Below are 24,107 nucleotides of genomic sequence, written 5' to 3' on the forward strand. Positions count from 1 at the left end.
CTGGCTTATTTACTCACGAGGGAACCTTATGAAATTCGATAATATTCTGCAGACTATTGGCAATACTCCACACGTTCGCATCAACCATTTATTTCGCAGCGACATCGAAGTCTGGATGAAGGTCGAACGTTTCAACCCTGGCAGTAGCATCAAGGATCGTATCGCCTTATCGATGATTGAAGATGCTGAAGCAACAGGCATAATCAACAAAAATACCGTCATCATCGAACCCACCTCAGGCAATACCGGTATTGGTTTGGCGCTGGTGTGCGCGGTAAAAGGTTACAAATTAATTCTCACCATGCCGGAATCCATGTCGGTCGAGCGCCGCAAATATATGAAGGCACTGGGGGCAGAATTAGTACTCACGCCCAAAGAACTGGGCATGGGCGGCTGCATTGCCAAAGCAAATGAAATACTCGCGGAAACACCCAACAGCTGGATGCCACAACAATTCAATAACCCGGCAAATGTGGAGATTCACCGCACCACCACCGCTCGCGAAATTCTTGCCGACTTTCCCGATGGCCTCGACTACATGATTACCGGTGTCGGCACCGGCGGACACATTACCGGCTGCAGTGAAATACTCAAACAAGCTTACCCGCACTTCCAAACCTTCGCGGTAGAGCCGGAAAAATCCCCGGTGATTAGCGGTGGTCAAAAAGGTTTGCACCGTCTGCAAGGTATTGGCGCCGGTTTTATTCCCCAAGTATTAAACAAAGAAACACTCGACGGCACCATTCTGGTGAGTGAAGAAGCAGCGTTTGATATGACTCGCCAGTGCGCATTAAAAGAGGGGATTTTTGTTGGCATTTCCTCCGGCGCCACCCTCGCCGCCGTTGCCCAAAAACAAGCAGAGATGAAAGCCGGCAGCCGCGTACTTATTTTTAGTTACGATACCGGCGAGCGTTATTTATCAATTGAGGATTTGTTTTAATTTATTGTGCATAACACCGCGACAAATTCGATCAGGGCGCAATTGATTGCGCCCTTTTTGTGCGCGACCAAAATGTCAACGCCGCTGTGTTAAAGTCCCGTCATTACCCTATTTCTACCGCACCAACACATCATCATTACGGCCCTCTCACAAGGAAACAACAATGAGCAATATCCATTTTATCGGCGGCGAAAAAGGCGGCGTGGGCAAGTCCATGACGTCGCGTTTGCTAGCACAATATTTCATCGATGCCGATGCGCCATTCATAGGGCTGGATTCAGACCAATCGCACGGCACGTTTTCACGCTTTTATCGCGAATTTGCTTCGCCATTGATTGTCGATGACTACGACAGTCTGGATCAGTTAGTGTTGCTCGCGCAGGAAAACCCGGACAGCGATTTAATTGTCGACTTGGCCGCACAGACATCTACCCGCTTAGGCAAATGGATTGATGAGAGCGATGCATTAGCCTTACTGCAAGAATTAGGCTGCCAACCTTATCTGTGGCATGTGATGGATGACGGCGCCGACTCGGTGAACTTACTCAACAACTTACTTGATCGCTACCCGCAAGATTTTATTAAATTTGTGGTGGTGAATAATTTAGGTCGCGGCGAATGTTTTGAACATTTTGAACAATCACCAACCTACCAAAAAGCCAAAGCGCGCGGCGCGATTTTTATCACTCTGGAAAAACTTCAACCGCAGCTCGCCGCGCGCATCGACTTCAGCAACAGCAGTTTCTGGGCAGCCGCTAACAATACCGAAGTAATGAATATTATCGAGCGCGCACGGGTGCGGGTGTGGCTGAAAAACAATTACCTTCAGTTTGCCAAGTTAAGCACCTAATCATTTTTTATCGAAAAGTAAAAACTGGCGCAATAAAAAAAGGGGCGCAATGACTGCGCCCCTTTTTTACATACGGTTTTAATATTAAAAATTATTCCACCGCCACCACAATAACCGCTTTGGCAGGAACTTCTATCGCCAACTTGCCATTGGTCGCTTGCGCAGCAAAAGGTGCTGGCTTGATGTTCTCTGGTGCCGCAAAAGTATTGTGGGTATCCATTGCCGCTGCAGTCAGAATTTCACCCTTAACAGCATTCAAATTAATACCTGCAAGATTAATATCAACAGTCTCTGCCTGATTAGGATTGGCGTTGACCAGGGCGATATAAATTTTGCCATCTTTAGCGCGCGCGGCTGTTGCACTCACCGCCGGGATTGAGGATTTACCCAGCTTGTAGCGCGCTACGTTTTTCAGCTCAATTGGCAGTGAAGTTGCATCCTGAAATGGTTTGTACATTTTGAACACGTGATATGTCGGAGTGAGGATCATTTTTTCCTTGTCCGTCAAAATCATCGCCTGCAATACGTTAACCATTTGCGCAATGATACTCATGTGCACACGGTCAGCATGTTTGTGGAAAATATTGAAGTTGAGCGCAGCTACAATCGCATCGCGCAGGCTGTTTTGTTGGTAGAGGAAACCTGGGTCATCATCGCCAGTTACGTCGTACCATGTGCCCCACTCATCCACATAAAAACCAACTTTTTTCTCCGGGTCGTTTTTGTCCATCACTTTTTTGTTGTTGATAATGAATTGATCCATCTTCAGGGTGTTCACCATAGTGGACATCCATTCACTTTCGGGGAAACCCGTCGCAGCACCTTTTTTCACCCAATCGCCAGTCGGCAAGGTGTAGTAGTGGAAACTCACAGCATCCATACGCAATGCCCAATTGGGTTTCACGTTGGCAGTCAGGTGATCCGCCCAGCTGGTGTCTTCAGTGTGGCCGCCGCTCGCAATTAAAACAGGCGTATTGTCTTTTGGTGTTTTGAGGAAGCTGGCGTATTGCTTGTAAAGGTGGGTATAGAACTCGGGGGTCATATTGCCGCCACAACCCCATGCCTCGTTACCAATCGCAAAATAATGCACACGGAAGGGTTTATCGCGGCCGTTTTTGCGGCGCAGCTCGGCCAGTGTGGATTTACTGTCCGAGGTCATGTACTCCAGCCACTCTGCCATTTCCTGTGGGGTGCCGGTTCCCAGGTTGCCGTTTACGTAAGCTTCCGCGCCAAGCATTTCAACCAGATCAAAGAACTCATGGGTACCTACAGCGTTATCTTCTATTACGCCGCCCCAGTTGGTATTCACACGTGCCGGACGCTGCTCGCGCGGGCCGATTCCCTCGCGCCAGTGATATTCATCGGCAAAACACCCGCCAGGCCAGCGGATCAGCGGCACCTGCAATTCTTTCAGGGCGCCAACCACGTCATTGCGCCAACCCTTGGTGTTGGGAATGGTAGATTCGGGACCAACCCACAGGCCTTCATAAATCCCCCGGCCCAAATGCTCGGCGAATTGACTGTAGATGTTTTTATTGATGACCGGACCGGTTTTGGTGGTATCGATTTTGACTTGGGTGTCGGCCAGAGCAGCAATGCTCATGCCCAACCCGAGGGCCATTACCAATGGTTTTATCATTCTCATAGATGTCTCCTATTTGTTGTTATCTATCTAACGCCGCCGTCTGTTGAACATCGGTTAGTAGCGAGCATAAAGGCAAAAAGGTCTTATTGTCATACAAGTTAACCTAAATTTACGACATCGCATTTCAATGAAAATAGATTCATAAGTGAAAATAGATGACAGGCACCAAATACTGTATTTAAATACAGCCATCTTATTAACTATGCCTCTACTGCTGCCTTTTCACCATGCGCAAAATCATTCACTGCGATGCCGATTGTTTTTTTGCCGCGATAGAAATGCGCGATGACCCAAGCTTGGCCCGTCGCCCGATTGCCGTGGGTGGTAGCAGCGATCGGCGCGGGGTTATCTCCACCTGCAATTACGAGGCGCGCCGCTTTGGTGTGCACTCCGCCATGCCCTCCAGTACCGCGATGCGCCTCTGCCCGGATTTATTGATCCTGCCGCACCGTATGGATGCTTATCGCGAAGCTTCGCAGCAAATGCGCAACATTTTTTACGACTACACCGATTTAATCGAGCCACTCTCGCTGGACGAAGCATTTCTGGATGTCAGCGACTGCAAGCACCACCAGGGTAGTGCAACCCGTATCGCCCAGGAAATTCGCGCGCGCATTCAACGGGAAATTGGCATCACGGTTTCGGCGGGCATAGCGCCCAATAAGTTTCTCGCCAAAATCGCCAGCGATTGGAACAAACCCAATGGCCAGTTTGTGATTACTCCTGCACAAGTAGATAGCTTTGTGGCGCAACTGCCAGTGAAAAAGATTTTTGGCGTGGGCAAAGCCATGGCAAGTAAATTAGCAGAACTCAGTATTTTTACCTGCGCCGACTTACAAAAACTGTCGGTGTTTGAATTGTCGCAGCGCTTTGGTCAAATGGGTTCCCGCCTTTACAAATTAAGCCGCGGGATAGATGAGCGGGAATTAACGGTAGACCGACGCCGCAAATCACTCAGCGTAGAAAATACTTTCGCAAAAGATTTACAAAACCTACCGCAGTGCTTGCATGAACTACCAGCACTCAGCCAACAACTGGCAATACGTTTACGTCGGGTGGATGATGATTACAAAATCATAAAACTGTTCGTAAAAATAAAATTCTCTGATTTCAGCACCACCACCATTGAACGCAGCGCAACCGGCATTCAACCAGATGAATTTATCGCATTGTGCAGCGAAGCCTATCACCGTAAAGAACAACCGGTACGCTTGCTGGGCGTGGGAGTGAGGTTTATTGATTTACGCGAGCACAATCATTTTGTGCAATTGGAGCTGTTTAATCGGTCGGCATAACAGCGGCCTCATTGCGAGGCCGCCAAGAACCAGTTATTTAGCAACCGTTTTAATAGTATAAACCCCGGATATATCGCGATTAAACGCGGTGAAGTCATCGCGATAAAATTCGCGGAAATCTTCCAGGGTACCGTTTTGAATATTCTCCTCGCGGTTGGCAGGCACCCAGTAATGGGGAACATTTTTACCATCTGGCCCTGGTACACCTTCCGGTGCGTTGCGCCAGGTGAGCAGGAAAGAAATATTACGCGCATCCTTATCCGCTTTTAGACCTGCAATTAATTTCCGATACCATTGATTGTCGTATTTACCGGCTTCGATATCCGGAGCGCGAATACCAATCTCGGAAATCACCGGAATTTTCCCACGCGCATCAGCCATGCGTGCTACCAGAGCGGCATTATCCACTACATTCTTAAACCAGTTTTCATTGTTCTCCACTTCGCCATAGGTATCAAAACCCAGCACATCTACATAGGCATCACCAGGGTAGCGCAGCAAATAATTTTCTTCCGTCACTTCCCAAAAATTATTGGGTGAGTAGGCGTATAAAAAATTGTGTACGCCTTTGGTATCGCGCAGGTATTCCACGGTGTACTGATACAGTTTTTTATATTGCTCGGGGGTGGATTGCTCCTCGCCCCACCAAAACCAGCTGCCGGTATTTTCGTGCAGGATGCGGAAAATCACTGGAATCAACACGCCGTTTTCATCCTTCAAATTATTCGCCCATTCGGCTAATTGATCCAGGTAACCGTTATAAACGGCGTTGGCTTCACCGCCCGGTAAGGCGGCAACTACCGCAGGGGTTTTATCCCAGGAAGTACCCACCGGCCACTCGCCTTTTTGTTGATCGGTAAGGGGATTATCGAAATGCGAACTCACGGTGATAATGCCACCGCGCGCGTAAGCTTTTTTGACTTGTTCTACCACATCGCCTTCCATTTTGGGGCTGACGATAGAAAGCGTATCCCACCCGTAAACGGCCGCAAAATCGCCAACTGCATTAAAGGTATCGGATTGTGTACCGTCTGTTGTAGTGATGGTTAAACCCTGGGTGGTATCGTGCTGGTGACCAAACATAATCGACTGCTTACGTTGCGTTTGCATAAACGCGAACAGCGAACGGGTTTCCGCCGTTGCCTGTTTATCTACCAGCGATACTTCCACTGCCGCTACTTCTTGTACCGCAGCAACACTGCTGACACTTTGCAAAGCAGTAGTAGGATTTTCCGCAGGCTTGCAGCCTATTAATGTCGCCAGCGCCAGCATGGCAATAGCGAGCCTTGCAGCGAATGGCCGCACTAAAAACGTTTCTTTCATTGTTGTTGTCCTCTGACTAAATCTCTTTGTAATGGCGTTTTTTATCAATGCTATCGACAAAGAAAATGAATCGTTTCAATTAATCGGGTTAGCTATTTTTTTATAAATGCTTTTTATAAATATATTTTTATAGGTCACTTTGGATAAGTCACTTTCTATATATAAAGGATCGGCTGTTGTGAATTACTAATGCAATCGGGTGATTGGCTGGCTACAAACCATCCAATCACCCGATTACAAAAAGATCTGTTGCGCTAAAGTAAAACAATCGCTCTAGCGAGCGTTGTAACGCACGCGTATACCTATATCGTAAGAGAGCCGCAATTCTTCGGCGCTAATTTCGCGCGGAAAAAACGCGCCGGAAAAATGTGCCTGACAAAAACTCGCGCCCTCTAATTGGGTATTGCGAAAATCTACCCCGCGGACATCCGCTCCCCGGAAATAAGCATCGCGCAAGTCCAGGCCATCTGCGTCCAGCTCACGTAAATCCAAACCGCGAAAATCGCCGCCGCGCAACATGCCCTCTTTTACTTCGCCGCGTGCTTTGCGTTGATTAAATTCCGCAACCCGCTCCGTTTTTAATAATTGATAGAGAGGGTTCTGATGAATAATGGGTTTACTCATAATGGGCTCCGTGAACTACGCTGTTTTTTGAAAACGCAACGATAACATTGCTGCTCTCACCGCACTTTGACTATAGCCCAAGATGCCAATCCTGCTTAACCGATTACCAGCTTCGCAGCATTATAATGTAAACGATTACACCCGTGTTTAAGAAGTGTAATGCCAGCATTAAACTCTTATGCTGCAGGTTGGTATTTTAAACGGCAAGCGTTACACTTATCGGCAAGCTGCAACATAGCGGCGCAACCCAACCAATAACAAATCCATGTTGGGTATTCATCTAGCCTTTTGGCAGGCAATCCTCGGTCAAACTTATCCCCTCGGGCGCAACCCGATGGAATAAAAATCTTCAACCAGTCTCCCTACACACAGGTTGGCCGCTCAGTGTTTGAGCAGGGCCATCAGAGGCGTTGAGCGTAAAAATTATCTTGCCATCGCACAGCCTCACGCAGGATTGCTGTCGCTTCGGCATTATTGAGGAATTGTGAGAATGAGCTTTATCCACGACGACTTTTTGCTCGACACCGAGCAGGCCAAAGTACTCTTTCATGAGTACGCCAAAAACATGCCGATCATTGATTACCACTGCCACCTTCCCCCCGAGCAAGTAGGTCAAAATAAGCAATTCAAAAACCTTACTGAAGTCTGGCTGGCAGGCGACCATTACAAATGGCGCGCGATGCGCTCCAACGGTGTGAATGAACGATTCTGTACTGGCGATGCTAGCGATTGGGAAAAGTTTGAGCAGTGGTGTGCAACCGTGCCTTACACCTTGCGCAACCCGCTTTACCATTGGACGCATTTGGAGTTGCGTAAACCCTTTGGCATTACCGATCGCCTGCTCGATAGCAGCACCGCCAAACGCACTTGGGATGAATGTAACGAACTGCTCGCCACCCCGGAATTCAGCGCACGCGGTTTGATGACGCAAGCTAATGTGAAATTGGTATGCACCACCGACGATCCAATCCACGATCTGGCACACCACAAAAGTGTTGCCGCCGACAGCTCGTTTAAATCGGCGATGTTGCCCACCTGGCGCCCCGATCGCGCGATGATGGTGGAAGACACCGAAGCCTATAACAAATATCTGGATCGCCTGGCGATTGCTGCCGATGTCAACATCAATACCTTTGACGATTTGATCAACGCGCTGGATATTCGCCACGATTACTTCCACGCGAACGGCTGCCGTTTGTCGGATCACGGTTTGGAAACTGTCTATGCTGCGGACTACACCGAAGCAGAAATCAAAACTATTTTCCTGAAAATTCGCAGCCATAAAAATCTCGATGCAGTGGAAATTGAAAAGTTCCAATCAGCGATGATGGTGGAATTTGCGTTGCAGGATCATAAAAAAGGTTGGGTGCAACAATTCCACATTGGTGCGATTCGCAACAACAACCCACGCTTGTTCCGCACCTTGGGGGCAGATACCGGTTTTGATTCTATTGGCGATCACAATTACGCTAAACCACTGGCGAAATTTTTAGGCCGGTTGGACGATCAAAACAAACTCGCCAAAACCATTATTTACAATTTGAACCCGCGCGATAACGAAATGATCGGCACCATGATTGGCAACTTCCAGGACGGCTCTGCCGCTGGCAAGATCCAATTCGGCAGCGGTTGGTGGTTCCTGGATCAAATGGATGGCATGACCCGCCAGATTGAAGCCCTGAGCCAATTAGGTTTGCTGAGCCGTTTTGTGGGCATGCTGACCGACAGCCGCAGCTTCCTCAGCTATTCACGCCACGAGTATTTCCGCCGTATTCTGTGTGGCATGTTGGGCCGCGATATGGCCAAAGGTCTGGTGCCTAACGACACCAAGATGGTTGGCAAAATGATTCAGGACATCAGCTTTAATAACGCGAAAAATTATTTCCCGTTTGTAGTACCTGAATAAGCACCGGAATAAACTGTTACTGAGTAAAGCACTCTGCAAAACCGTTTGTCGTTGTCATCTTTGTTTCGAAAACGCATAAATACCCGCAAGCGGGACCTGCCAGCAATAAATTGCTGGCGTTCCGCGCGCGCAAAACATGTTTTGCTTTAATGCGCGCTACACCCCTGTAGCTCCGTCAAGTCGTCCCTGACTTGACGGTTTCGAAACAAAGATGACAACAACAAACTCACATCATCTAAAATCCCCGAGACTTGTCTGTTTATCTTCTCGAATCGGGAAATTACATTGCTCACTAACGCCCTCACAACATTTTCCTTTGCCTTCGGCATCACCGCGCCCATTTTTGTGGTGCTGTTTCTCGGTGTGCTGCTAAAAAAACGCGGCATGATTGACGATGCCTTTATCAAAAGTGCGTCCGGCCTCGTTTATAACATCGGCCTGCCGGTCATGTTGTTCACCACCAGCGCCAGCGCCGACTTTAACCATATGGCCGATGCAGGTGTATTAATTGCATTTGGGGTGATGACCTTGCTGGTATTTGCGAGCAGCTTGCTTACCGCCCATTGGTTTACTCAGGAACCACGCGACCATGGTGTGATTATCCAGGGTGCGTTTCGCGGCAATTTGGTGATTTTGGGGCTAGCCTTTTGCGCCAATGCTTACGGTGAACGTGGTTTGGCTACAGCCGCTTTGCCAGTCGCAATGACCGTGGTGCTTTACAACGTCCTGTCCATTTATGTGTTGAATCGCAGCTTGCAGCGCAGCAGTAACTCCTTCAAAGCCACACTCAAAGACATTGTTAAAAACCCGCTTATGCTGGCGATAGTCGCTGGGCTTTTGTTCAACGCCAGCGGATTAAAAATGCCTGTTATTTTGCTCGACAGCGGCAAATACCTAAGCCAAATGGTGTTACCACTGGCACTGATTTGTATTGGCGGTGCGTTGGATTTATCGCAACTAAAACGCGTGGACGCAGCAACTCTTAGTGCGACACTATGGAAACTAGTGATATCGCCACTGCTGGCTTGCGGCATAGCGATTGGCTTGGGTGTGCGCGGTGAAAACCTCGCCATTTTGTTTGTACTGGCCGCGTCCCCCAGCGCCACCGTCAGTTTTGTGATGGTGCAGGCGATGAAAGGCAACGCTGTGCTCGCAGCGAATATTGTGGTGCAGACAACGCTCTGGTCGCTGTTCAGCGTGACCCTGGGTTTGTGGTTATTGGAGATATTGAATTTTATTTAACGCGAGAATCAACCAAACCAATTTTCTGTTAAACCGGTAAAGGGTGTAGCAAAAATAAATAAATTGCCCGCTTGTGGTTGCTGTTTCAAAGCTTCATCACTCAAGCCGACGCGCGCACTGGTTACGGCCAATACATTTAATTGCTCACCACCAAATGCCACACAGGTTGGTTGCGCAACGGGTAAATCCAATACCAGATTTTTACTACCGTCCGGCGCATAGCGCACCACTTGGCTGCCGCCCCATTGCGCGTTCCACACATAGCCTTCTGCATCGACACAGGCACCATCCGGCTCTACCCCCAGTGCAGTGTGGGCAAAAATTTCCGGGTTAGATAATTCGCCCGTCTGCGCATCAAAATCATAAACCCGCAATGAGTGTGTGGGCGAATCGGCGTGATAAAGCTTACGCGAATCCGGGCTCCAGCAGAGCGCATTGGAAATCATCAAACCGCTGAAATGCTGCGTGACGGAAAAATCCGTATCCAAACAATAAAGGCCCGCACTTTGTTCTTCACTGGTGCGATTCTCCACTATCGAACCCATCCAGAAGCGCCCTTGCCGATCACAGCGGCCATCGTTGGAACGATTGCCGTTAATATTTGCTTCTGGTTTCGCAATCCATTCGACTGCACTGGTTGTAATATCAAACCAGGCAAATCCTGATTCAAATGCAGCGAGCAGACGCGCATCGTTTTTCGCAAAGGCAAAACAACATAAGCGTTCAGGCAAATCAAAATGCGTCAGTTTTTTAGTGGCTAACGCATAGCGATAGAGTTTTTTACTGTGAATATCCGTCCAATAAAAGCAGCCATCCTGATGATTCCATTGCACGCCCTCACCTAACTGATTAGCACAGGGAACGGTATCGATAAGTGTCAGTGATGTCATGGTCAGCTCTTGGTAATCCAGTGAGGGCAAAAAAATAATAAGCCGTAAAAAAAACGCCCCAAGCGGGGCGTTTTTCAGGTTGCGCAAGTGATACGCAGCTTACCACCAGGTAGCGTAGATCGCGATCAGGATTAGGATGACTCCCATCGCTGCAACATTAAACCCGCCAGTGGTTTTGAAGCTAACATCGTGCAAATCAATCGCATTGGCCTGCTCTTTAGTGCCGCTGAGCAAAGTGATAGCCGCTGCAACAATACAGCAAAGTATAAACACTACGCCCACACGATCCATAAACGGAAATTCAGGTAGGAATTTGTAGAACAGCGCAGAGAAAACCACTGAACCAATTGCCGCTGCCAGCGCAGAGTTAGCGCTGGCTTTTTTCCAGAAGAAACCAAACAGGAAAATCACCACAATACCTGGCGTAAAGAAGCCCGTAAATTCCTGAATAAATTGGAATGCCTGCTGAGATTGCCCAACTAATGGCTTGGCCAGCAAAATCGCAACAACCATGGCGATCAATGCCGTCATACGCCCTACAAATACCAGTTTGTGTTCGCTCGCTGCCGGATTCACCAACTTCTTGTAAACATCCATGGTGAAAATAGTAGAGATACTATTGCTCATAGAACTGAGTGAAGAAGCAATCGCGGCGACCAGTGCAGCAAACGCAATTCCCAACAAACCATGTGGCAATAATTTCATCATTTCCGGATAGGCTTGGTCAGCTTTAGCCAGATCCGGGGCCAGCACTACGGCGCATATGCCAGGCAATACCACAATAATTGGCACAAATAATTTTACGTAGGCAGCAAACGCCATACCTTTTTGCGCTTCCTGCAAACTTTTTGCCGCCAGTGCACGCTGGATAATGTATTGGTTAAAGCCCCAGTAGCTGATGTTCATAATCCACAGACCACCAATCAATACTGAAATACCGGGCAAGCTGATGTAGTTGGGGTTATCTTTCGACAAAATCATGTCGAATTTTTCCGGGGCTTTTTCCATCAGGGTGGTAAAGCCTTGAATAACACCGTTGTCGCCCGAGATTTGGTTCAGCGCCAAATAGCTTACGAATAAACCGCCCAACACCAACATAATCACCTGCACTATGTCTGTCATGGCAACCGCTTTAAGACCGCCATAAACCGAGTAAGCCATAGAGAAAAGCACCAGGAAGATCATTCCGTAAATCATGTCTACGCCGATAAATTGTGAGATTGCCAAAGACCCCAAATAGAGCACAGAGGTCAGATTCACAAAGGTATAGAGCGCCAGCCAGAAAATCGCCATGATGGTGCGCACGCGGCCATCGTAACGGTTCTCCAAAAATTGCGGCATGGTGTAAATGCCCTTGGCGAGGAAAATCGGCAGGAAATATTTTGCGATCACAATCAAGGTTATTGCTGCCATCAGTTCGTAAGCGGCGATCCCCATACCAATCACAAACCCCGAACCAGACATACCGATGATTTGTTCAGCGGAGATGTTGGCGGCGATTAAGGATGCACCGATCGCCCACCAAGGCAGGGATTTGCTGGCAAGAAAATAATCGTTAGCGTTTTTTTCGTGGCCTTTTTCGTCACGCGACACCCAATAGGCAACAAAGAGCAGAATCAGGGTGTAGGCAACCAATACCCCGATATCGAGTCCGTTTAAAATCATATTGACCTCTGTGTAGTGATGCTGTGGTTGGAGAGCATCTTGTTATTAAAAAATTTTGTTTTTATTGGCGCTTATCAACCCGATAAAAATTGAACAGCCCCTTAAACAAGAAGCATTCATCAGGATCACTAATGAATGCTTCCAGGTTGTCTTGCTGCACCACTTAACCGCAGTGCTTAAATCCGGCCACCGTCCACAATAAATTCTTGAGAGGTGATCATGGCGGAGTCATCCGCCGCGAGAAAGAGTGCCAGGTTCGCCACGTCGTGCGCGCCCAAACGTTTCTTGAGACACACGCGTTTCATTAATTCTTCTTCCTCTTCCGGCGATAACCATTTTTCCAACTGCTTGGGTGTTGCCACCCAGCCGGGCAAAATGGAGTTCACACGAATATTGTCTTGACCATAGTCCGTGGCCAGCGCTTTGGAGATTCCTAAAATTCCGGCTTTCGCCGTGATGTAACTAGCCAAATTTGGCGGACCAAATTGCACGTTGATGGAGCTGATATTGATAATCGAACCGCCACCTTGTAACGCCATCATCGGCTGTACCGCCTGCGCCGCAAAAAACGCCGGATGCAGGTTAATCGCCAAACTGCGATGCCAACGCTCTTCGGTCATCGCGCGGGTGTCATAACGCTGATCGTTAGCGGCGTTGTTAATCAGCACACTAATATCACCATTCACGACGCATGCATCCGCGATACTTTGCTGTAACGCCTTGATGTCACTCACATCGCAAATTTCAAACCAGGGGCGGGCATAACCCTGCCGCTCGATTGCATCACACAGTTCAATGGCGCCCTCGGCATCTATATCGACAAAGGCAACCCGTGCGCCCTGCGCCGCAAAGGCTTCAACCAACGCGGCACCGATACCGGTTGAACCGCCGGTAATAAATACACTGCGCCCCTGCAGGCTGGCGTAGCGGGTATACCCTGTATGGGCTGAGTAGCTATACATGTTGATCTCTCTCCGGATTCACGCGGCGTTAGGCTGTTATGAGCTTAGGCAGAATCAATCAACCTGAACAGGTATTTTTGATCACTGCACTCATGCAGGTTTAACCAGAGATAAATTAATCAATTGCATTACTTCTTGCAGCAACACTTTTACTGCCCTGCTCGCCTCCTCCTGATCACCCGCACAAATGGCGTCATAAATGCGTTTGTGATCATCGTAGTCAGCGGTCAGTACACCTTTAAGCTGGTTGGTACTGGCGATACTCACACGCAGCGCAACCTGGATGAAATCGCGCAATTGAAAAAAGAAGCGGTTGTTGCCTGCCGCGAGAATGGCGCAGTGAAACTCAATATCGGCCGTGAGCGGATCATCTAATCCTTCATCGGCACGCTTCATACGCGCCAGCGCATCGCCAATCGCTTTGATACGCGCGGTGTCCTTGTTGTTTTCAGCAGCCAATACCGCTGCTTCCGGTTCAATCGCCATACGCAGTTGGGTAAATTCACGCAGCAGCTCCAGCGAGGGGCGCGCATTGAGTGTCCAACCCAGCACATCGGCATCAAACATATTCCAGTGGCTGCTCGGCATGACCCGAATGCCCTGGCGTGGCCGCGAGGCAATCAAACCTTTAGCCGTCAGCATTTTTACCGCTTCGCGCGTGACGCTGCGGCTGATATTAAATTGTTGCGATAACTCCGCTTCCGTCGGGAAGGATTTATCAATCGCATATTGACCTTGAACAATTGCCGCACCCAATTGATGGGTTAACTGGTGTGTAAGATTACGCCCTGTGTCCAGCATAGTTAATTAGCCTATTTATATTATATATTTGTTGGGTATCCGACAAGCATTTCCTGGTGGTTGAAACGCCAAAAAATGCATTTTTAATATCAGAAGCCACTTTTATGTTGACCCTAAAAACAAAAACCCGCGCCTTAACGCAGACGCGGGTTATTTAACAAGAGGCAGTGGCTTTAGTCACGCAAAAAATGCGGCGCGCGCCAAATGACGGGCTTATTCGTCTTTGGCGTTCACATTTTCGGTGATCTGCTCCAGATTGGCGTGGCGAACGTCCTCACCATTAACCAAATAGATGACGTATTGCGCCAGGTTGCGTGCGTGATCGCCAATGCGCTCCAACGCCCGCAGTGACCACATGATGTTGAGTACCCGCGTAATACTGCGCGGATCTTCAATCATAAAAGTGACCAGCTCGCGCATCGCCGTGCTGTATTCCATATCTACCTGTTTATCGGTTTGCACTACCGTGAGCGCCAACTGCATATCCAGACGGGCAAATGCGTCCAACGCATCTTGCAACATGTGCGACACATGACCACCAATATGGCGCACCTCAATATAACCGCGTGGCGCCAAACCATCTTTATTCATGGCGATAGCTTGACGGGCGATTTTAGTCGCTTCATCGCCGATACGCTCAAGGTCGGTAATCGCTTTGGTAACGGCGATAACCAAACGCAAATCGCTCGCGGCCGGTTGACGACGGGCGAGAATACGCACGCACTCTTCGTCGATTGTCACTTCCATGGAGTTGACTTTGGTATCCGAGCGCACCACTTGCTCGGCGCGCTCCACATCGGCATCAATCAGCGCTTGAATGGCATCGTTCACCTGACGCTGAGCCATACCGCCCATTTCCGACAGATGAGTACGAATCGCCTCCAGTTCTATGTTGTACTGTTGGGAGATGTGGTGAGTGTGACTTGTAATATCCATAACCATGATGCGCCTCCGCATTAACCGTAACGGCCAGTGATGTAATCTTCGGTTTGTTTTTTACTCGGGTTGGTAAAGAGCGTATCTGTCAGATCGTGCTCAATCAAATCCCCCATATACATAAATGCCGTATAGTCAGACACCCGCGCCGCCTGCTGCATATTGTGCGTCACAATAACAATGGTGTACTGATGTTTTAATTCGTTAATCAGCTCTTCAATCTTCAAGGTTGAAATTGGATCAAGCGCCGAGGCGGGCTCATCCAACAAAATCACTTCCGGCTCAATTGCAATCGCACGCGCGATCACCAAACGCTGTTGCTGCCCGCCTGATAAACCAAATGCATTGTCGTGCAGTCGATCCTTTACTTCATCCCACAGCGCAGCACCTTTAAGTGATTTCTCTACCACTTCATCGAGCACACGCTTGGATTTAACACCCTGCAAACGCAAACCATAGGCCACATTTTCATAAATCGATTTAGGAAAGGGGTTGGGCTTTTGAAACACCATACCCACTTGACGGCGCAACTCAGCAACATCGACACTTTTTTCGTAAATGTTATCGCCGTCGAGCAAAATCTCGCCTTCAACACGACAGGAGTCAACCAAATCGTTCATGCGATTAAAACAACGCAATAGAGTTGATTTACCACAACCAGACGGACCGATAAACGCGGTTACCTTTTTCTCTGGAATTTTCATGCTAACGCTATTCAGCGCGCGCTTCTGACCATAAAACAAGTCCAGATTTTTTACTTCCAGCTTGGTGGGCTCTGCTAATAAAGTCGGGCTCATAAAAATTGCCTGTATAAAATTCAAATAAATCGATGTGTGTACTATTTATCAACTCACAAGCGCAGTGCGATTAATCCGACGCACTGCGGTATTTCTCACGCAAATCATTGCGAATTTTTATCGCAGTAATATTCAAGGCGATGATCAACAAAATCAGCGTCAGGGAAGTTGCATAAACCAATGGCCGCGCAGCTTCCACATTCGGGCTTTGGAAGCCGACATCGTAAATATGAAAGCCCAAGTGCATAATTTTTTGATCCAGGTGCAAATAGGGATAATTGCCATCAATTGGCAGTGCAGGTGCCAATTTCACCACCCCCACCAACATCAGTGGCGCCACCTCACCTGCCGCACGGGCAATCGCCAAAATTAATCCAGTCATCATTGCCGGTGTTGCCAGAGGTACAACTACCTTCCACAGTGTTTCTGCTTTAGTTGCTCCCAGAGCCAAACTGCCTTGACGAATAGTACTGGGGATGCGCGATAAACCTTCTTCGGTAGAAACGATAACAATTGGCAAGGTCAAGAGTGCAAGCGTGAGCGATGCCCAGAATAAACCTGGTGTACCAAAGGTTGGGGCCGGCAGTGATTCCGGATAAAACAACTGATCGATATTGCCACCGAGAATATATACAAAAAATCCCAAACCAAATACGCCGTACACAATCGATGGCACGCCCGCAAGGTTGTATACCGAAATGCGGATAATTTTTAGCAGCGTGCCTTGCTTTGCATATTCACGCAGATAAATAGCGGCGAGAATACCCAGCGGCGTAACCATAATTGACATGACAATCACCATAGTAATGGTGCCAAAAATAGCCGGGAAAATACCCCCTTCGGTATTCGCCTCGCGCGGCTCATCGCTCAAAAATTCCCACACACGTTCGGCGTACTGACCCAGTTTTTGTACCGGGTTCATTACATTGGGGCGAGTGACACGTACTATATGATCAAAAGCGATAACGGTTTCTTTGCCATCAGCAGTGCGCACCAATAATTTATCGCGGGTCGCTTGTGCCAATATGTCATCACGCGTTTTTTTAATAATCGCATACTCAGCTTCAAGCGCGGCGCGGCGCTCGGAAAAATTCACATCGGCAGTGGCCAACGCTGTGCCGGTTACACCATCCAATTCCAAACCGCGACGCTCAAGGCGCAAATCATCCATGCGCTTGTTGATACGACCTATATCGACTTTTTCAATGCGATGAATTTGCGCATGTAAATCCAATGCGCGCGCCAAGCGCTGATCCAATTGCTCCCAAAAATCCTTGCTGCCCAACTCACTGACCAGTGTGTTGCCCTCTTTAATCGCAACCGGATAACCGTAAAAATTACCCCACTCGCGCCGTTCAATGGAGACTGCATTTTCCGGGTACTCCCATGGTTTCATGCCAATATCCAGATACCACACAAAATCGCGCCCACTAATATCGCGATTACCCATTTTAAAAAGGTGGCGAGTAATTAATTCAACGTCTGATTCAATTTGATAACCACCATCGCGCGCAACGGCAGCGGGAATCACTTCATCGCGTACAGCTTCGCCCATAATGATGTGTGTTTGGCCACTGCGATCAACAATACTGGTTTGCAAAATATCAGCCGGCCAAAAATGACCAAATCCGCGCACTGCAATCAAACCAAGCAGCCCAACAACCATGATCATACACAGAGCAACAGCACCGCCGTTGAGCCATATCCAGGGCGATCCACTGCTAAACCAGGAACTATTTTTACGCGTTAATTTTTTCATCGGATTCACCATCAATTACAGATTGCTATAGCGTTGACGCAGTCGCTGACGAATAACTTCAGCAAGCGTGTTCACCACAAAGGTCAATGCCAATAGCACCAAAGCTGCAAGAAATAAAACGCGGAAATGGGTGCTGGCAACCGCCGTCTCCGGCAACTCCACCGCGATGTTGGCCGAGAGTGTGCGCATGCCTTCAAAGATGTTGAAATTCACCACAGGACTATTGCCAGTAGCCATAAGCACAATCATGGTTTCACCAACAGCGCGACCAAACCCCATCATCACCGCGGAAAAAATTCCAGGACTGGCCGTAGGCAACACCACACCAACAACTGTCTGCCAGCGTGTTGCGCCAAGCGCCAATGAGCCCTGTGTTAAATGGCGGGGCACACTGAACACCGCATCTTCAGCAATGGAAAAAATTGTTGGGATAACAGCAAAGCCCATTACTATGCCGACCACCAAAGCATTGCGCTGGCTGTAGCTAATACCGTTTTCAGTAAACCACTGACGCATACTGCCATCAAAAAACCAGATCTCCGCTAAAGGGCTGGCGGCGATACAAGCCCACACGGTGAGAATAATCGGCAGCACTAGAATGACAGCTTCCCAACCCTCAGGTACGCGGTTGCGCAGCGAATCCGGACACCGGCTCCAGAGATAGCCCGTAATTAGCATAATAATCGGCAATAAAATCAAAATACTGAATATTGCTGGCAAATGATTTTCGATAAACGGTGCGAGCCACAAACCTGCGAGGAAACCTAAAATAACAGTGGGCAATGCAGCCATAATTTCGATAGTGGGTTTAACAATGCCGCGCAATTTGGGCGTCATAAAATAGGCGGTATAAATTGCCCCCATCACCCCCAAAGGTACCGCAAACAGAATCGCGAAAAATGCAGCTTTCAACGTGCCGATAGAAAGCGGAACAAAACTCATTTTAGGTTCAAAATTATCGCTGCCCGATGATGCCTGCCAAATGTATTCCGGTGCATCGCGCCCTTCGTACCACACTTTTTTCCAGAGCGAGCTGAAAGAAACCTCGGGGTGTTTGTTCCAGACATCGGCCACACTCAGGTTATTAGCGTCATCCAACCACAAGCTGCGATTGTGAATGGGAGAAATAGCAAGCTGCTGAATAGGTTTATCACTCACCGACTCAATTAATAAGGTGCGCTGGGAGGTAGCGTAGTAAATACCGATATTGCCTTTGTCGTCGCCAGCCCAGAAACCGCGACGCGCATGCTCAGGTGTGATACGGGTGATGGCGCCATCCAACGCCTCAAAACCACGTACATATTTCAATTCATAAATGTTGTCGGGGTTGCGAACCAGAAACCATTGGCTGAGGGCTCCCTTGTCGGTGCCAATAATGAGCGAGGCAGTTCCCACCAAAAACTCCATACGGGTCACTTTGCCATCAGCAATAGCCACTGGTGCCTGAACTTTTATAGCGCTAGGGTTGATGATGCTGTAGAGCAATAATTGCGACTGATCTGTAGCAATCACTAAATGCTGGGCACCGCTATCAATCTGCATAGATACGGGCTTACTGCCATTTGGAAGCGAGGGAAGCGCTATCACTTCCTGACTGATACTGACTTCCCCGGTAATCATATTTTGACTGCTGCTAAAAATAGCGAGCAGTAGACGCTCATCTGCCGTCATGGCCGCTAATAAAATACCGCTGGAAGTCTCTTGTACGGCTAGCTGGGTAAGCGCTGCGCCTTGGTCATCCAGGGTTAAGGGAGAATCACCCAAGGGATACACCAAACTCGGTGTGATTTGGCGTTTATCGTTTGGATAACTGAGCGCGTAATTGGCTTTGGTTATTGATACCTGGCCATTGCTGTAACCATAAGCAACCAGACCGTAATCAGGCGTACTGGTCGCCATACTGGTAAAACTCACATCAGCGGCGCGCGATATCTGGGCATTAAGCACTTGGCTGCCATCGCTGACATTAAAAAAATGCACTGCGCCGCTACGCTTGAAACTGGCGCCAATTTCTTCGTAGCGTTCCAGCGTGAGGTATTCAGTCGGGTCGGAGGCCTGCTGTTGCAACTGGGCGGGCGTGTAGCTGTGCAAGGGTTCAACCGAGGCACCACGAAACAAGGGAGCAATTTCGGAGAATAGATAAAAGAAAATTAAACCGAGTGAAAATACTACCGCGAGTCCGGCAGACATCACCCCGTAGCGCGATAGCTGGTCTTTAAATTTGCGAATGTTGCGCAACTTGCTGCGCTGCTCGCGATTGGGCATCAGGCTCTGGATTGGCTTTGCCGCTGTAATGGGTTCGGACATGGTCTACTCACCTGTTTTATCGTCTGGCGCAAGAATCCTAACAATCAAAGATGACACTTTTGTTACAAAAACCCGAAACTGTCATCTGACTGTCATATTTACCCTGGCTCTGTCTATAAAAAAACGCCGAACAAGTCGGCGTTTTTATGGGTAACACAAGAAAATCCAGGCGCGCGCTGATTACTTCTGCAATTCAGCCAGTGCTTTGTTGGCCATTGACGCAGGCAGTGGGATATAACCATCGCGCACTACGGTTTCCTGGCCTTGCTTGGAAAGAATCAACTTCACAAACTCTAACTGAATCGCATCCAGCGGGCGGTTCGGATGCTTGTTGATATACATGAACAACACACGTGACAGCGGATAGGTTCCATCCAGCGCGTGAGTTGCATCGGCAGTAACGTAAGGCTGCCCATCTTTCTTGGACAGAGGCACGGCGCGCACACCTGAAGTGATGTAGCCAATACCTGAGTAACCAATACCGTTGATCGATTCAGACACACCCTGGACTACAGATGCAGAACCTGGTTGCTCGAGAATGTTGGATTTAAAATCACCTTTACACAGGGCTTCATCTTTGAAGTAACCATAAGTACCAGAAACGGCATTGCGGCTGTACATGGTGAAATCACGATTTGCCCATGCACCGGTCAACCCCACATCACCCCAACGAGTCAGGTCTTTGGCACCACCACATTTGCGGGTTGCCGAGAAAATGGCATCAACTTGAGGAATACTTAAACCTTCGATCGGGTTGTCTTTGTTTACGTAAACTGCAAGTACGTCAATCGCTACCGGTACAGCGGTGGGTTTGTAGCCATGCTTGGCTTCAAACGCCTGGATTTCCTCGGTTTTCATCGCGCGGCTCATAGGCCCGAAGTTAGCAGTACCTTCGGTTAAGGCCGGTGGTGCAGTTGAAGAACCAGCACCTTGAATCTGGATATTGACGTTGGGATACCACTTTTTGAAATCTTCAGCCCAAAGGGTCATCAGGTTGTTGAGTGTGTCAGAACCGATTGAGTTGACGTTACCTGATACGCCAGTGGTCGCCTTGTACTCTGGCAGCGCTGGATCAATTGCAGCCTGCAATGCAGTAGCACAAACCATAGAGCCGGCAAGAACCAACCCCTTCATAATTTTCATAGCGTTCATAGAGCGCTCCATCTGTGATTACATGAGTAATAAATAGTGTGTCTACCTGTGAAGAGTTGTCCCTTCAGTGAGACTTACTTTACCCAGCAAATATGACAGTTATGTGACCGGAGGAAATTTTTGTCACAAATGTGTCGCACAAATGTCATACAGCCAAACCAGGGTTATACCGCCACCCAAAACAAAAACACCAGCCGAAGCTGGTGTTTGTGAACATCAAAAACGAGACGATTTATTTAACCACGCGCAAGCCCGGTCGTTTGGCGGGAGGAGTGTCCCCCGAGGGTACAGAACCGCCTCCCGTCGACACAGGAGTCGGCCCACTGGGTGGCGGCGGTGCAGGATTAACTTCCGGCTCGAACATCATACCCTGCCCATTTTCACGAGCATAAATTCCTAAAATTGCACCACAGGGAATATAGAGATTATTGACCACCCCACTAAAGCGCGCATTAAACGATACGGCAGTATTATCCATAAAAAAATCTTTAATCGCCGAAGGGGAGATATTCAGAATAATTTGTCCCTCCTTGTTAACGTGTTGCTGCGGTACTTGGGTACCGGTCACATGCGCATCAACCAAAATATGTGGCGTGCAGTTGTTATCTAAAATCCATTCATAGACGGCACGTAAAAAATAAGGGCGACTGGACGTCATGGACATAAGTGTTTCCTTGGTCTGATCAGGGCTAAACAAATTGCAATTTACCTTGTTTTGCCAAGAGCTCAAACAAAAAGGGCGACCTAAGTCGCCCTTTCCGCTGTTATTTACTGCGATCAGTGAATCTCTCTCCAGAACTCGCGGTTCAGGAAGTAAACAAAGATAAACAGAATAATCAGAAAACCTAATACGTAATAACCAATCGCTTCGCGCTTAACTGCCGCAGGCTCAGCTACATACTCGAGGAAATTCACCAGATCATACATCGCTTGATCAAACTCGGCAGTAGTCATAGTACCCTTTACCTTGCCCTCGACCAATGCACCGCAATGCTCATCCATTTCCACTTCACCCAAGTCGTTACGCGCCGCGCCACCATGGTGATTCAGTTTAGGACCGGCACCGCATTCCAGCAGCCCTTGCGGACCAATGAGCACGTGCGGCATACCAACATTAGGAAATACGCGGTTGTTGACACCCCAAGGACGGGTATCATCCTTGTAGAAGTTGCGCAGGTAAGTGTACAACCACTCTGGCGAACGCGAGCGCGCTACCAGTGTCAAATCCGGCGGTGCCACACCAAACCAGACTTTGGATTGCTGTGGCTTCATCGCAATTTCCATCAGCTGACCGATACGCTGACCACTGAAAATGAGATTTTCTTCCATCAAGTTGTGCGGAATATCCAAGTCATCCGCAACACGCTCGTAACGTGAAAACTTGGCAGAATGGCAGCCCATGCAGTAGTTGATGAAGTATTTGGCACCACTTTGCAAGGATTCTTTGTTATGCAAATCCGGCTCCATCTTGTCGCAAGGTATGGCACCGCAGGCAAATGCCCCACCTGCTGCGACCGCTTTGATGGGCACAATCATCAGAATCAGGAACAGCGCAAAACCACCAAGCACAACAATCGCAGGCAAACCTTTCGCTTGGGTACGGGTCGGTTCAACCAAGTCTTTATCGCGTGCTGCCAGTAAAGGCAATACTGCAAAAATTGCTGCTAATGCGAAGCAGAGAACCAACAATAATGCAGGCACATCCCCACCAATGTAATCAACTCCCATCCAGGCGAAGATGACGGCAAAAACACCGCACACAATCCATGACGCCATGGACTTGGCTTTTTCCGGGCTAGTAGTTGTCCAAACTGGCATAGTCAGAAAGTAAGCGAAATAGAAGGTAGTAGCGATTTGCGACAACAAGGTTCTGCCGTCGGTAGGTGCCTTAACCCCCAGATAACCCAAGATCACGAACATAGCTGCGAAAGCAATTAACATCACACGCGGAATATGACCGCGGTAGCGCATGGATTTAACCTTGCTGCGATCAAACCAGGGCAATACAAACAGGAGTGCAATCGCTGCGCCCATCGCCACAAAACCAAGCAGTTTTGCCGTCAATACCATTGGCCCAAGTTCGATTTGCAAAGTCACTGCACGCAACACCGCGTAGAAAGGTGTGAAGTACCAGACGGGTGCAATGTGGGTCGGTGTTTTCAGGTTATTCGCTTCTTCAAAGTTGGCATACTCCAGGAAGAAGCCACCCATTTCCGGCATGAAGAACATGATGAAACAGAAAGCAAACAAGAAAACAGTGATACCAACCAAATCATGCACTGTGTAGAAAGGATGGAAAGGGACGCCGTCGCGCGGGATGCCGTTTTCATCTTTGTTCTTTTTAATTTCAACACCATCGGGGTTATTTGAACCCACCTCGTGCAGCGCCAGGATATGCATCACTACCAGTGCCAGCAATACAATCGGCAACGCCACAACGTGCAACGCGAAGAAACGGTTCAGGGTAATACCAGAAATAAGGTAGTCGCCGCGGATCCACTCCACCAATCCTTCACCGACGACAGGAATTGCACCAAACAAGGATACGATTACCTGTGCACCCCAGTATGACATTTGACCCCAGGGTAATACGTAACCCATAAAGGCCTCTGCCATCAGCACCAGATAAATAGTCATACCAAAAATCCACACTAATTCACGCGGTGCTTTGTATGAACCGTACATCATGCCGCGGAACATATGCAGATAAACAACAACAAAGAATGCCGAGGCACCGGTAGAGTGCATGTAGCGAAGAATCCAACCGTAATCCACGTCGCGCATAATGTATTCAACAGAAGCAAATGCACCTTCTGCAGATGGGTTGTAGCTCATAGTCAACCAGATGCCGGTCACCAATTGGTTAACCAATACCAGCAGTGACAGAACACCAAAGAAATACCAGAAGTTGAAATTCTTAGGCGCATAGTACTTACCCATGTGGGTATCCCACGCGCGCTGTACCGGCAGACGCTTATCAACCCACTGCCACAAACCTGTTAACCAATTCATA

Annotated in this window: 19 protein-coding genes; 5 read left to right on the forward strand and 14 right to left on the reverse strand. The window is 48.5% G+C overall.

Going from position 1 to position 24,107, the window contains the following annotated elements:
* Positions 1-28: 28 nt before the first annotated feature.
* On the forward strand, positions 29-940 hold the full coding sequence (gene cysK / locus D0B88_RS17325) for a cysteine synthase A (protein ID WP_151058724.1): 912 nt from the start codon (positions 29-31) through the stop codon (positions 938-940).
* Positions 941-1,103: 163 nt separating this feature from the next.
* The gene (locus D0B88_RS17330; protein WP_151058726.1) at positions 1,104-1,790 is read left to right on the forward strand and encodes a mobilization protein; all 687 of its coding nucleotides are present in this window, start codon (positions 1,104-1,106) and stop codon (positions 1,788-1,790) included.
* A gap of 91 nt (positions 1,791-1,881) precedes the next feature.
* Here D0B88_RS17330 and D0B88_RS17335 read toward each other — a convergent pair whose 3' ends face one another.
* Positions 1,882-3,429, reverse strand: coding sequence for an alpha-L-arabinofuranosidase C-terminal domain-containing protein (locus D0B88_RS17335; protein ID WP_331354111.1), 1,548 nt, complete (start codon positions 3,427-3,429; stop codon positions 1,882-1,884).
* A 233-nt stretch (positions 3,430-3,662) separates the two neighbouring features.
* Here D0B88_RS17335 and dinB point away from each other — a divergent pair, with 233 nt between their 5' ends.
* Positions 3,663-4,730: a DNA polymerase IV gene (dinB, locus tag D0B88_RS17340; protein ID WP_007643149.1), complete on the forward strand. Its 1,068-nt coding sequence runs from the start codon at positions 3,663-3,665 to the stop codon at positions 4,728-4,730.
* 33 nt (positions 4,731-4,763) lie between these two features.
* On the opposite strand, the gene D0B88_RS17345 is transcribed toward dinB, so the two are convergent.
* Complete coding sequence (locus tag D0B88_RS17345) at positions 4,764-6,053, reverse strand: glycosyl hydrolase (protein ID WP_151058730.1); 1,290 nt, start codon at positions 6,051-6,053, stop codon at positions 4,764-4,766.
* A 273-nt stretch (positions 6,054-6,326) separates the two neighbouring features.
* Positions 6,327-6,677 carry a pentapeptide repeat-containing protein gene (locus D0B88_RS17350; protein WP_007643153.1) on the reverse strand — a complete coding sequence of 117 codons (351 nt, stop codon included), beginning with the start codon at positions 6,675-6,677 and terminating at the stop codon, positions 6,327-6,329.
* Positions 6,678-7,167: 490 nt separating this feature from the next.
* Between D0B88_RS17350 and uxaC the strand changes: the two genes are divergently transcribed.
* Positions 7,168-8,583, forward strand: coding sequence for a glucuronate isomerase (gene uxaC, locus D0B88_RS17355; protein WP_007643155.1), 1,416 nt, complete (start codon positions 7,168-7,170; stop codon positions 8,581-8,583).
* A gap of 285 nt (positions 8,584-8,868) precedes the next feature.
* Complete coding sequence (locus D0B88_RS17360; protein WP_151058732.1) at positions 8,869-9,825, forward strand: AEC family transporter; 957 nt, start codon at positions 8,869-8,871, stop codon at positions 9,823-9,825.
* Positions 9,826-9,833: 8 nt separating this feature from the next.
* Here D0B88_RS17360 and D0B88_RS17365 read toward each other — a convergent pair whose 3' ends face one another.
* From D0B88_RS17365 to D0B88_RS17415, 11 genes are all read right to left on the reverse strand, one after another.
* Complete coding sequence (locus tag D0B88_RS17365; RefSeq protein ID WP_225318436.1) at positions 9,834-10,715, reverse strand: SMP-30/gluconolactonase/LRE family protein; 882 nt, start codon at positions 10,713-10,715, stop codon at positions 9,834-9,836.
* A gap of 99 nt (positions 10,716-10,814) precedes the next feature.
* A complete protein-coding gene (locus tag D0B88_RS17370; RefSeq protein ID WP_151058736.1) occupies positions 10,815-12,380 on the reverse strand; it encodes a sodium/sugar symporter in 1,566 nt (521 codons plus the stop codon).
* Positions 12,381-12,556: 176 nt separating this feature from the next.
* Positions 12,557-13,342 carry an SDR family NAD(P)-dependent oxidoreductase gene (locus D0B88_RS17375; RefSeq protein ID WP_007643165.1) on the reverse strand — a complete coding sequence of 262 codons (786 nt, stop codon included), beginning with the start codon at positions 13,340-13,342 and terminating at the stop codon, positions 12,557-12,559.
* Between the two features lie 90 nt (positions 13,343-13,432).
* On the reverse strand, positions 13,433-14,143 hold the full coding sequence (locus tag D0B88_RS17380) for a FadR/GntR family transcriptional regulator (RefSeq protein WP_151058738.1): 711 nt from the start codon (positions 14,141-14,143) through the stop codon (positions 13,433-13,435).
* A 213-nt stretch (positions 14,144-14,356) separates the two neighbouring features.
* Complete coding sequence (phoU, locus tag D0B88_RS17385) at positions 14,357-15,079, reverse strand: phosphate signaling complex protein PhoU (RefSeq protein WP_081489713.1); 723 nt, start codon at positions 15,077-15,079, stop codon at positions 14,357-14,359.
* A 20-nt stretch (positions 15,080-15,099) separates the two neighbouring features.
* Complete coding sequence (gene pstB / locus D0B88_RS17390; protein ID WP_007643172.1) at positions 15,100-15,876, reverse strand: phosphate ABC transporter ATP-binding protein PstB; 777 nt, start codon at positions 15,874-15,876, stop codon at positions 15,100-15,102.
* 70 nt (positions 15,877-15,946) lie between these two features.
* Positions 15,947-17,635 (reverse strand): phosphate ABC transporter permease PstA, encoded by a 1,689-nt coding sequence (gene pstA, locus D0B88_RS17395; RefSeq protein ID WP_225318437.1) that lies wholly within the window; start codon positions 17,633-17,635, stop codon positions 15,947-15,949.
* Between the two features lie 15 nt (positions 17,636-17,650).
* Positions 17,651-19,942 carry an ABC transporter permease subunit gene (locus D0B88_RS17400; RefSeq protein WP_151058740.1) on the reverse strand — a complete coding sequence of 764 codons (2,292 nt, stop codon included), beginning with the start codon at positions 19,940-19,942 and terminating at the stop codon, positions 17,651-17,653.
* Between the two features lie 180 nt (positions 19,943-20,122).
* Positions 20,123-21,094, reverse strand: coding sequence for a PstS family phosphate ABC transporter substrate-binding protein (locus tag D0B88_RS17405; protein ID WP_040392338.1), 972 nt, complete (start codon positions 21,092-21,094; stop codon positions 20,123-20,125).
* Between the two features lie 232 nt (positions 21,095-21,326).
* Positions 21,327-21,758 carry a ClpXP protease specificity-enhancing factor gene (locus tag D0B88_RS17410; protein ID WP_007643187.1) on the reverse strand — a complete coding sequence of 144 codons (432 nt, stop codon included), beginning with the start codon at positions 21,756-21,758 and terminating at the stop codon, positions 21,327-21,329.
* Between the two features lie 113 nt (positions 21,759-21,871).
* Positions 21,872-24,106 (reverse strand): ubiquinol-cytochrome c reductase, encoded by a 2,235-nt coding sequence (locus tag D0B88_RS17415; RefSeq protein ID WP_007643189.1) that lies wholly within the window; start codon positions 24,104-24,106, stop codon positions 21,872-21,874.
* Position 24,107: the final 1 nt, after the last annotated feature.

Origin of the sequence: Cellvibrio sp. KY-YJ-3, from assembly GCF_008806955.1 — a bacterium.
Taxonomy (GTDB): domain Bacteria; phylum Pseudomonadota; class Gammaproteobacteria; order Pseudomonadales; family Cellvibrionaceae; genus Cellvibrio.

What these genes read in the sequence shown, in the direction of transcription:
- cysK (WP_151058724.1), top strand. Translation starts at nt 29, where the DNA reads ATGAAATTCGATAATATTCTGCAGACTATTGGCAATACTCCACACGTT.
- D0B88_RS17330 (WP_151058726.1), top strand. Translation starts at nt 1,104, where the DNA reads ATGAGCAATATCCATTTTATCGGCGGCGAAAAAGGCGGCGTGGGCAAG.
- D0B88_RS17335 (WP_331354111.1), bottom strand. Translation starts at nt 3,429, where the DNA reads ATGATAAAACCATTGGTAATGGCCCTCGGGTTGGGCATGAGCATTGCT.
- dinB (WP_007643149.1), top strand. Translation starts at nt 3,663, where the DNA reads ATGCGCAAAATCATTCACTGCGATGCCGATTGTTTTTTTGCCGCGATA.
- D0B88_RS17345 (WP_151058730.1), bottom strand. Translation starts at nt 6,053, where the DNA reads ATGAAAGAAACGTTTTTAGTGCGGCCATTCGCTGCAAGGCTCGCTATT.
- D0B88_RS17350 (WP_007643153.1), bottom strand. Translation starts at nt 6,677, where the DNA reads ATGAGTAAACCCATTATTCATCAGAACCCTCTCTATCAATTATTAAAA.
- uxaC (WP_007643155.1), top strand. Translation starts at nt 7,168, where the DNA reads ATGAGCTTTATCCACGACGACTTTTTGCTCGACACCGAGCAGGCCAAA.
- D0B88_RS17365 (WP_225318436.1), bottom strand. Translation starts at nt 10,715, where the DNA reads ATGACATCACTGACACTTATCGATACCGTTCCCTGTGCTAATCAGTTA.
- D0B88_RS17370 (WP_151058736.1), bottom strand. Translation starts at nt 12,380, where the DNA reads ATGATTTTAAACGGACTCGATATCGGGGTATTGGTTGCCTACACCCTG.
- D0B88_RS17375 (WP_007643165.1), bottom strand. Translation starts at nt 13,342, where the DNA reads ATGTATAGCTACTCAGCCCATACAGGGTATACCCGCTACGCCAGCCTG.
- D0B88_RS17380 (WP_151058738.1), bottom strand. Translation starts at nt 14,143, where the DNA reads ATGCTGGACACAGGGCGTAATCTTACACACCAGTTAACCCATCAATTG.
- phoU (WP_081489713.1), bottom strand. Translation starts at nt 15,079, where the DNA reads ATGGATATTACAAGTCACACTCACCACATCTCCCAACAGTACAACATA.
- pstB (WP_007643172.1), bottom strand. Translation starts at nt 15,876, where the DNA reads ATGAGCCCGACTTTATTAGCAGAGCCCACCAAGCTGGAAGTAAAAAAT.
- pstA (WP_225318437.1), bottom strand. Translation starts at nt 17,635, where the DNA reads ATGAAAAAATTAACGCGTAAAAATAGTTCCTGGTTTAGCAGTGGATCG.
- D0B88_RS17400 (WP_151058740.1), bottom strand. Translation starts at nt 19,942, where the DNA reads ATGTCCGAACCCATTACAGCGGCAAAGCCAATCCAGAGCCTGATGCCC.
- D0B88_RS17405 (WP_040392338.1), bottom strand. Translation starts at nt 21,094, where the DNA reads ATGAACGCTATGAAAATTATGAAGGGGTTGGTTCTTGCCGGCTCTATG.
- D0B88_RS17410 (WP_007643187.1), bottom strand. Translation starts at nt 21,758, where the DNA reads ATGTCCATGACGTCCAGTCGCCCTTATTTTTTACGTGCCGTCTATGAA.
- D0B88_RS17415 (WP_007643189.1), bottom strand. Translation starts at nt 24,106, where the DNA reads ATGAATTGGTTAACAGGTTTGTGGCAGTGGGTTGATAAGCGTCTGCCG.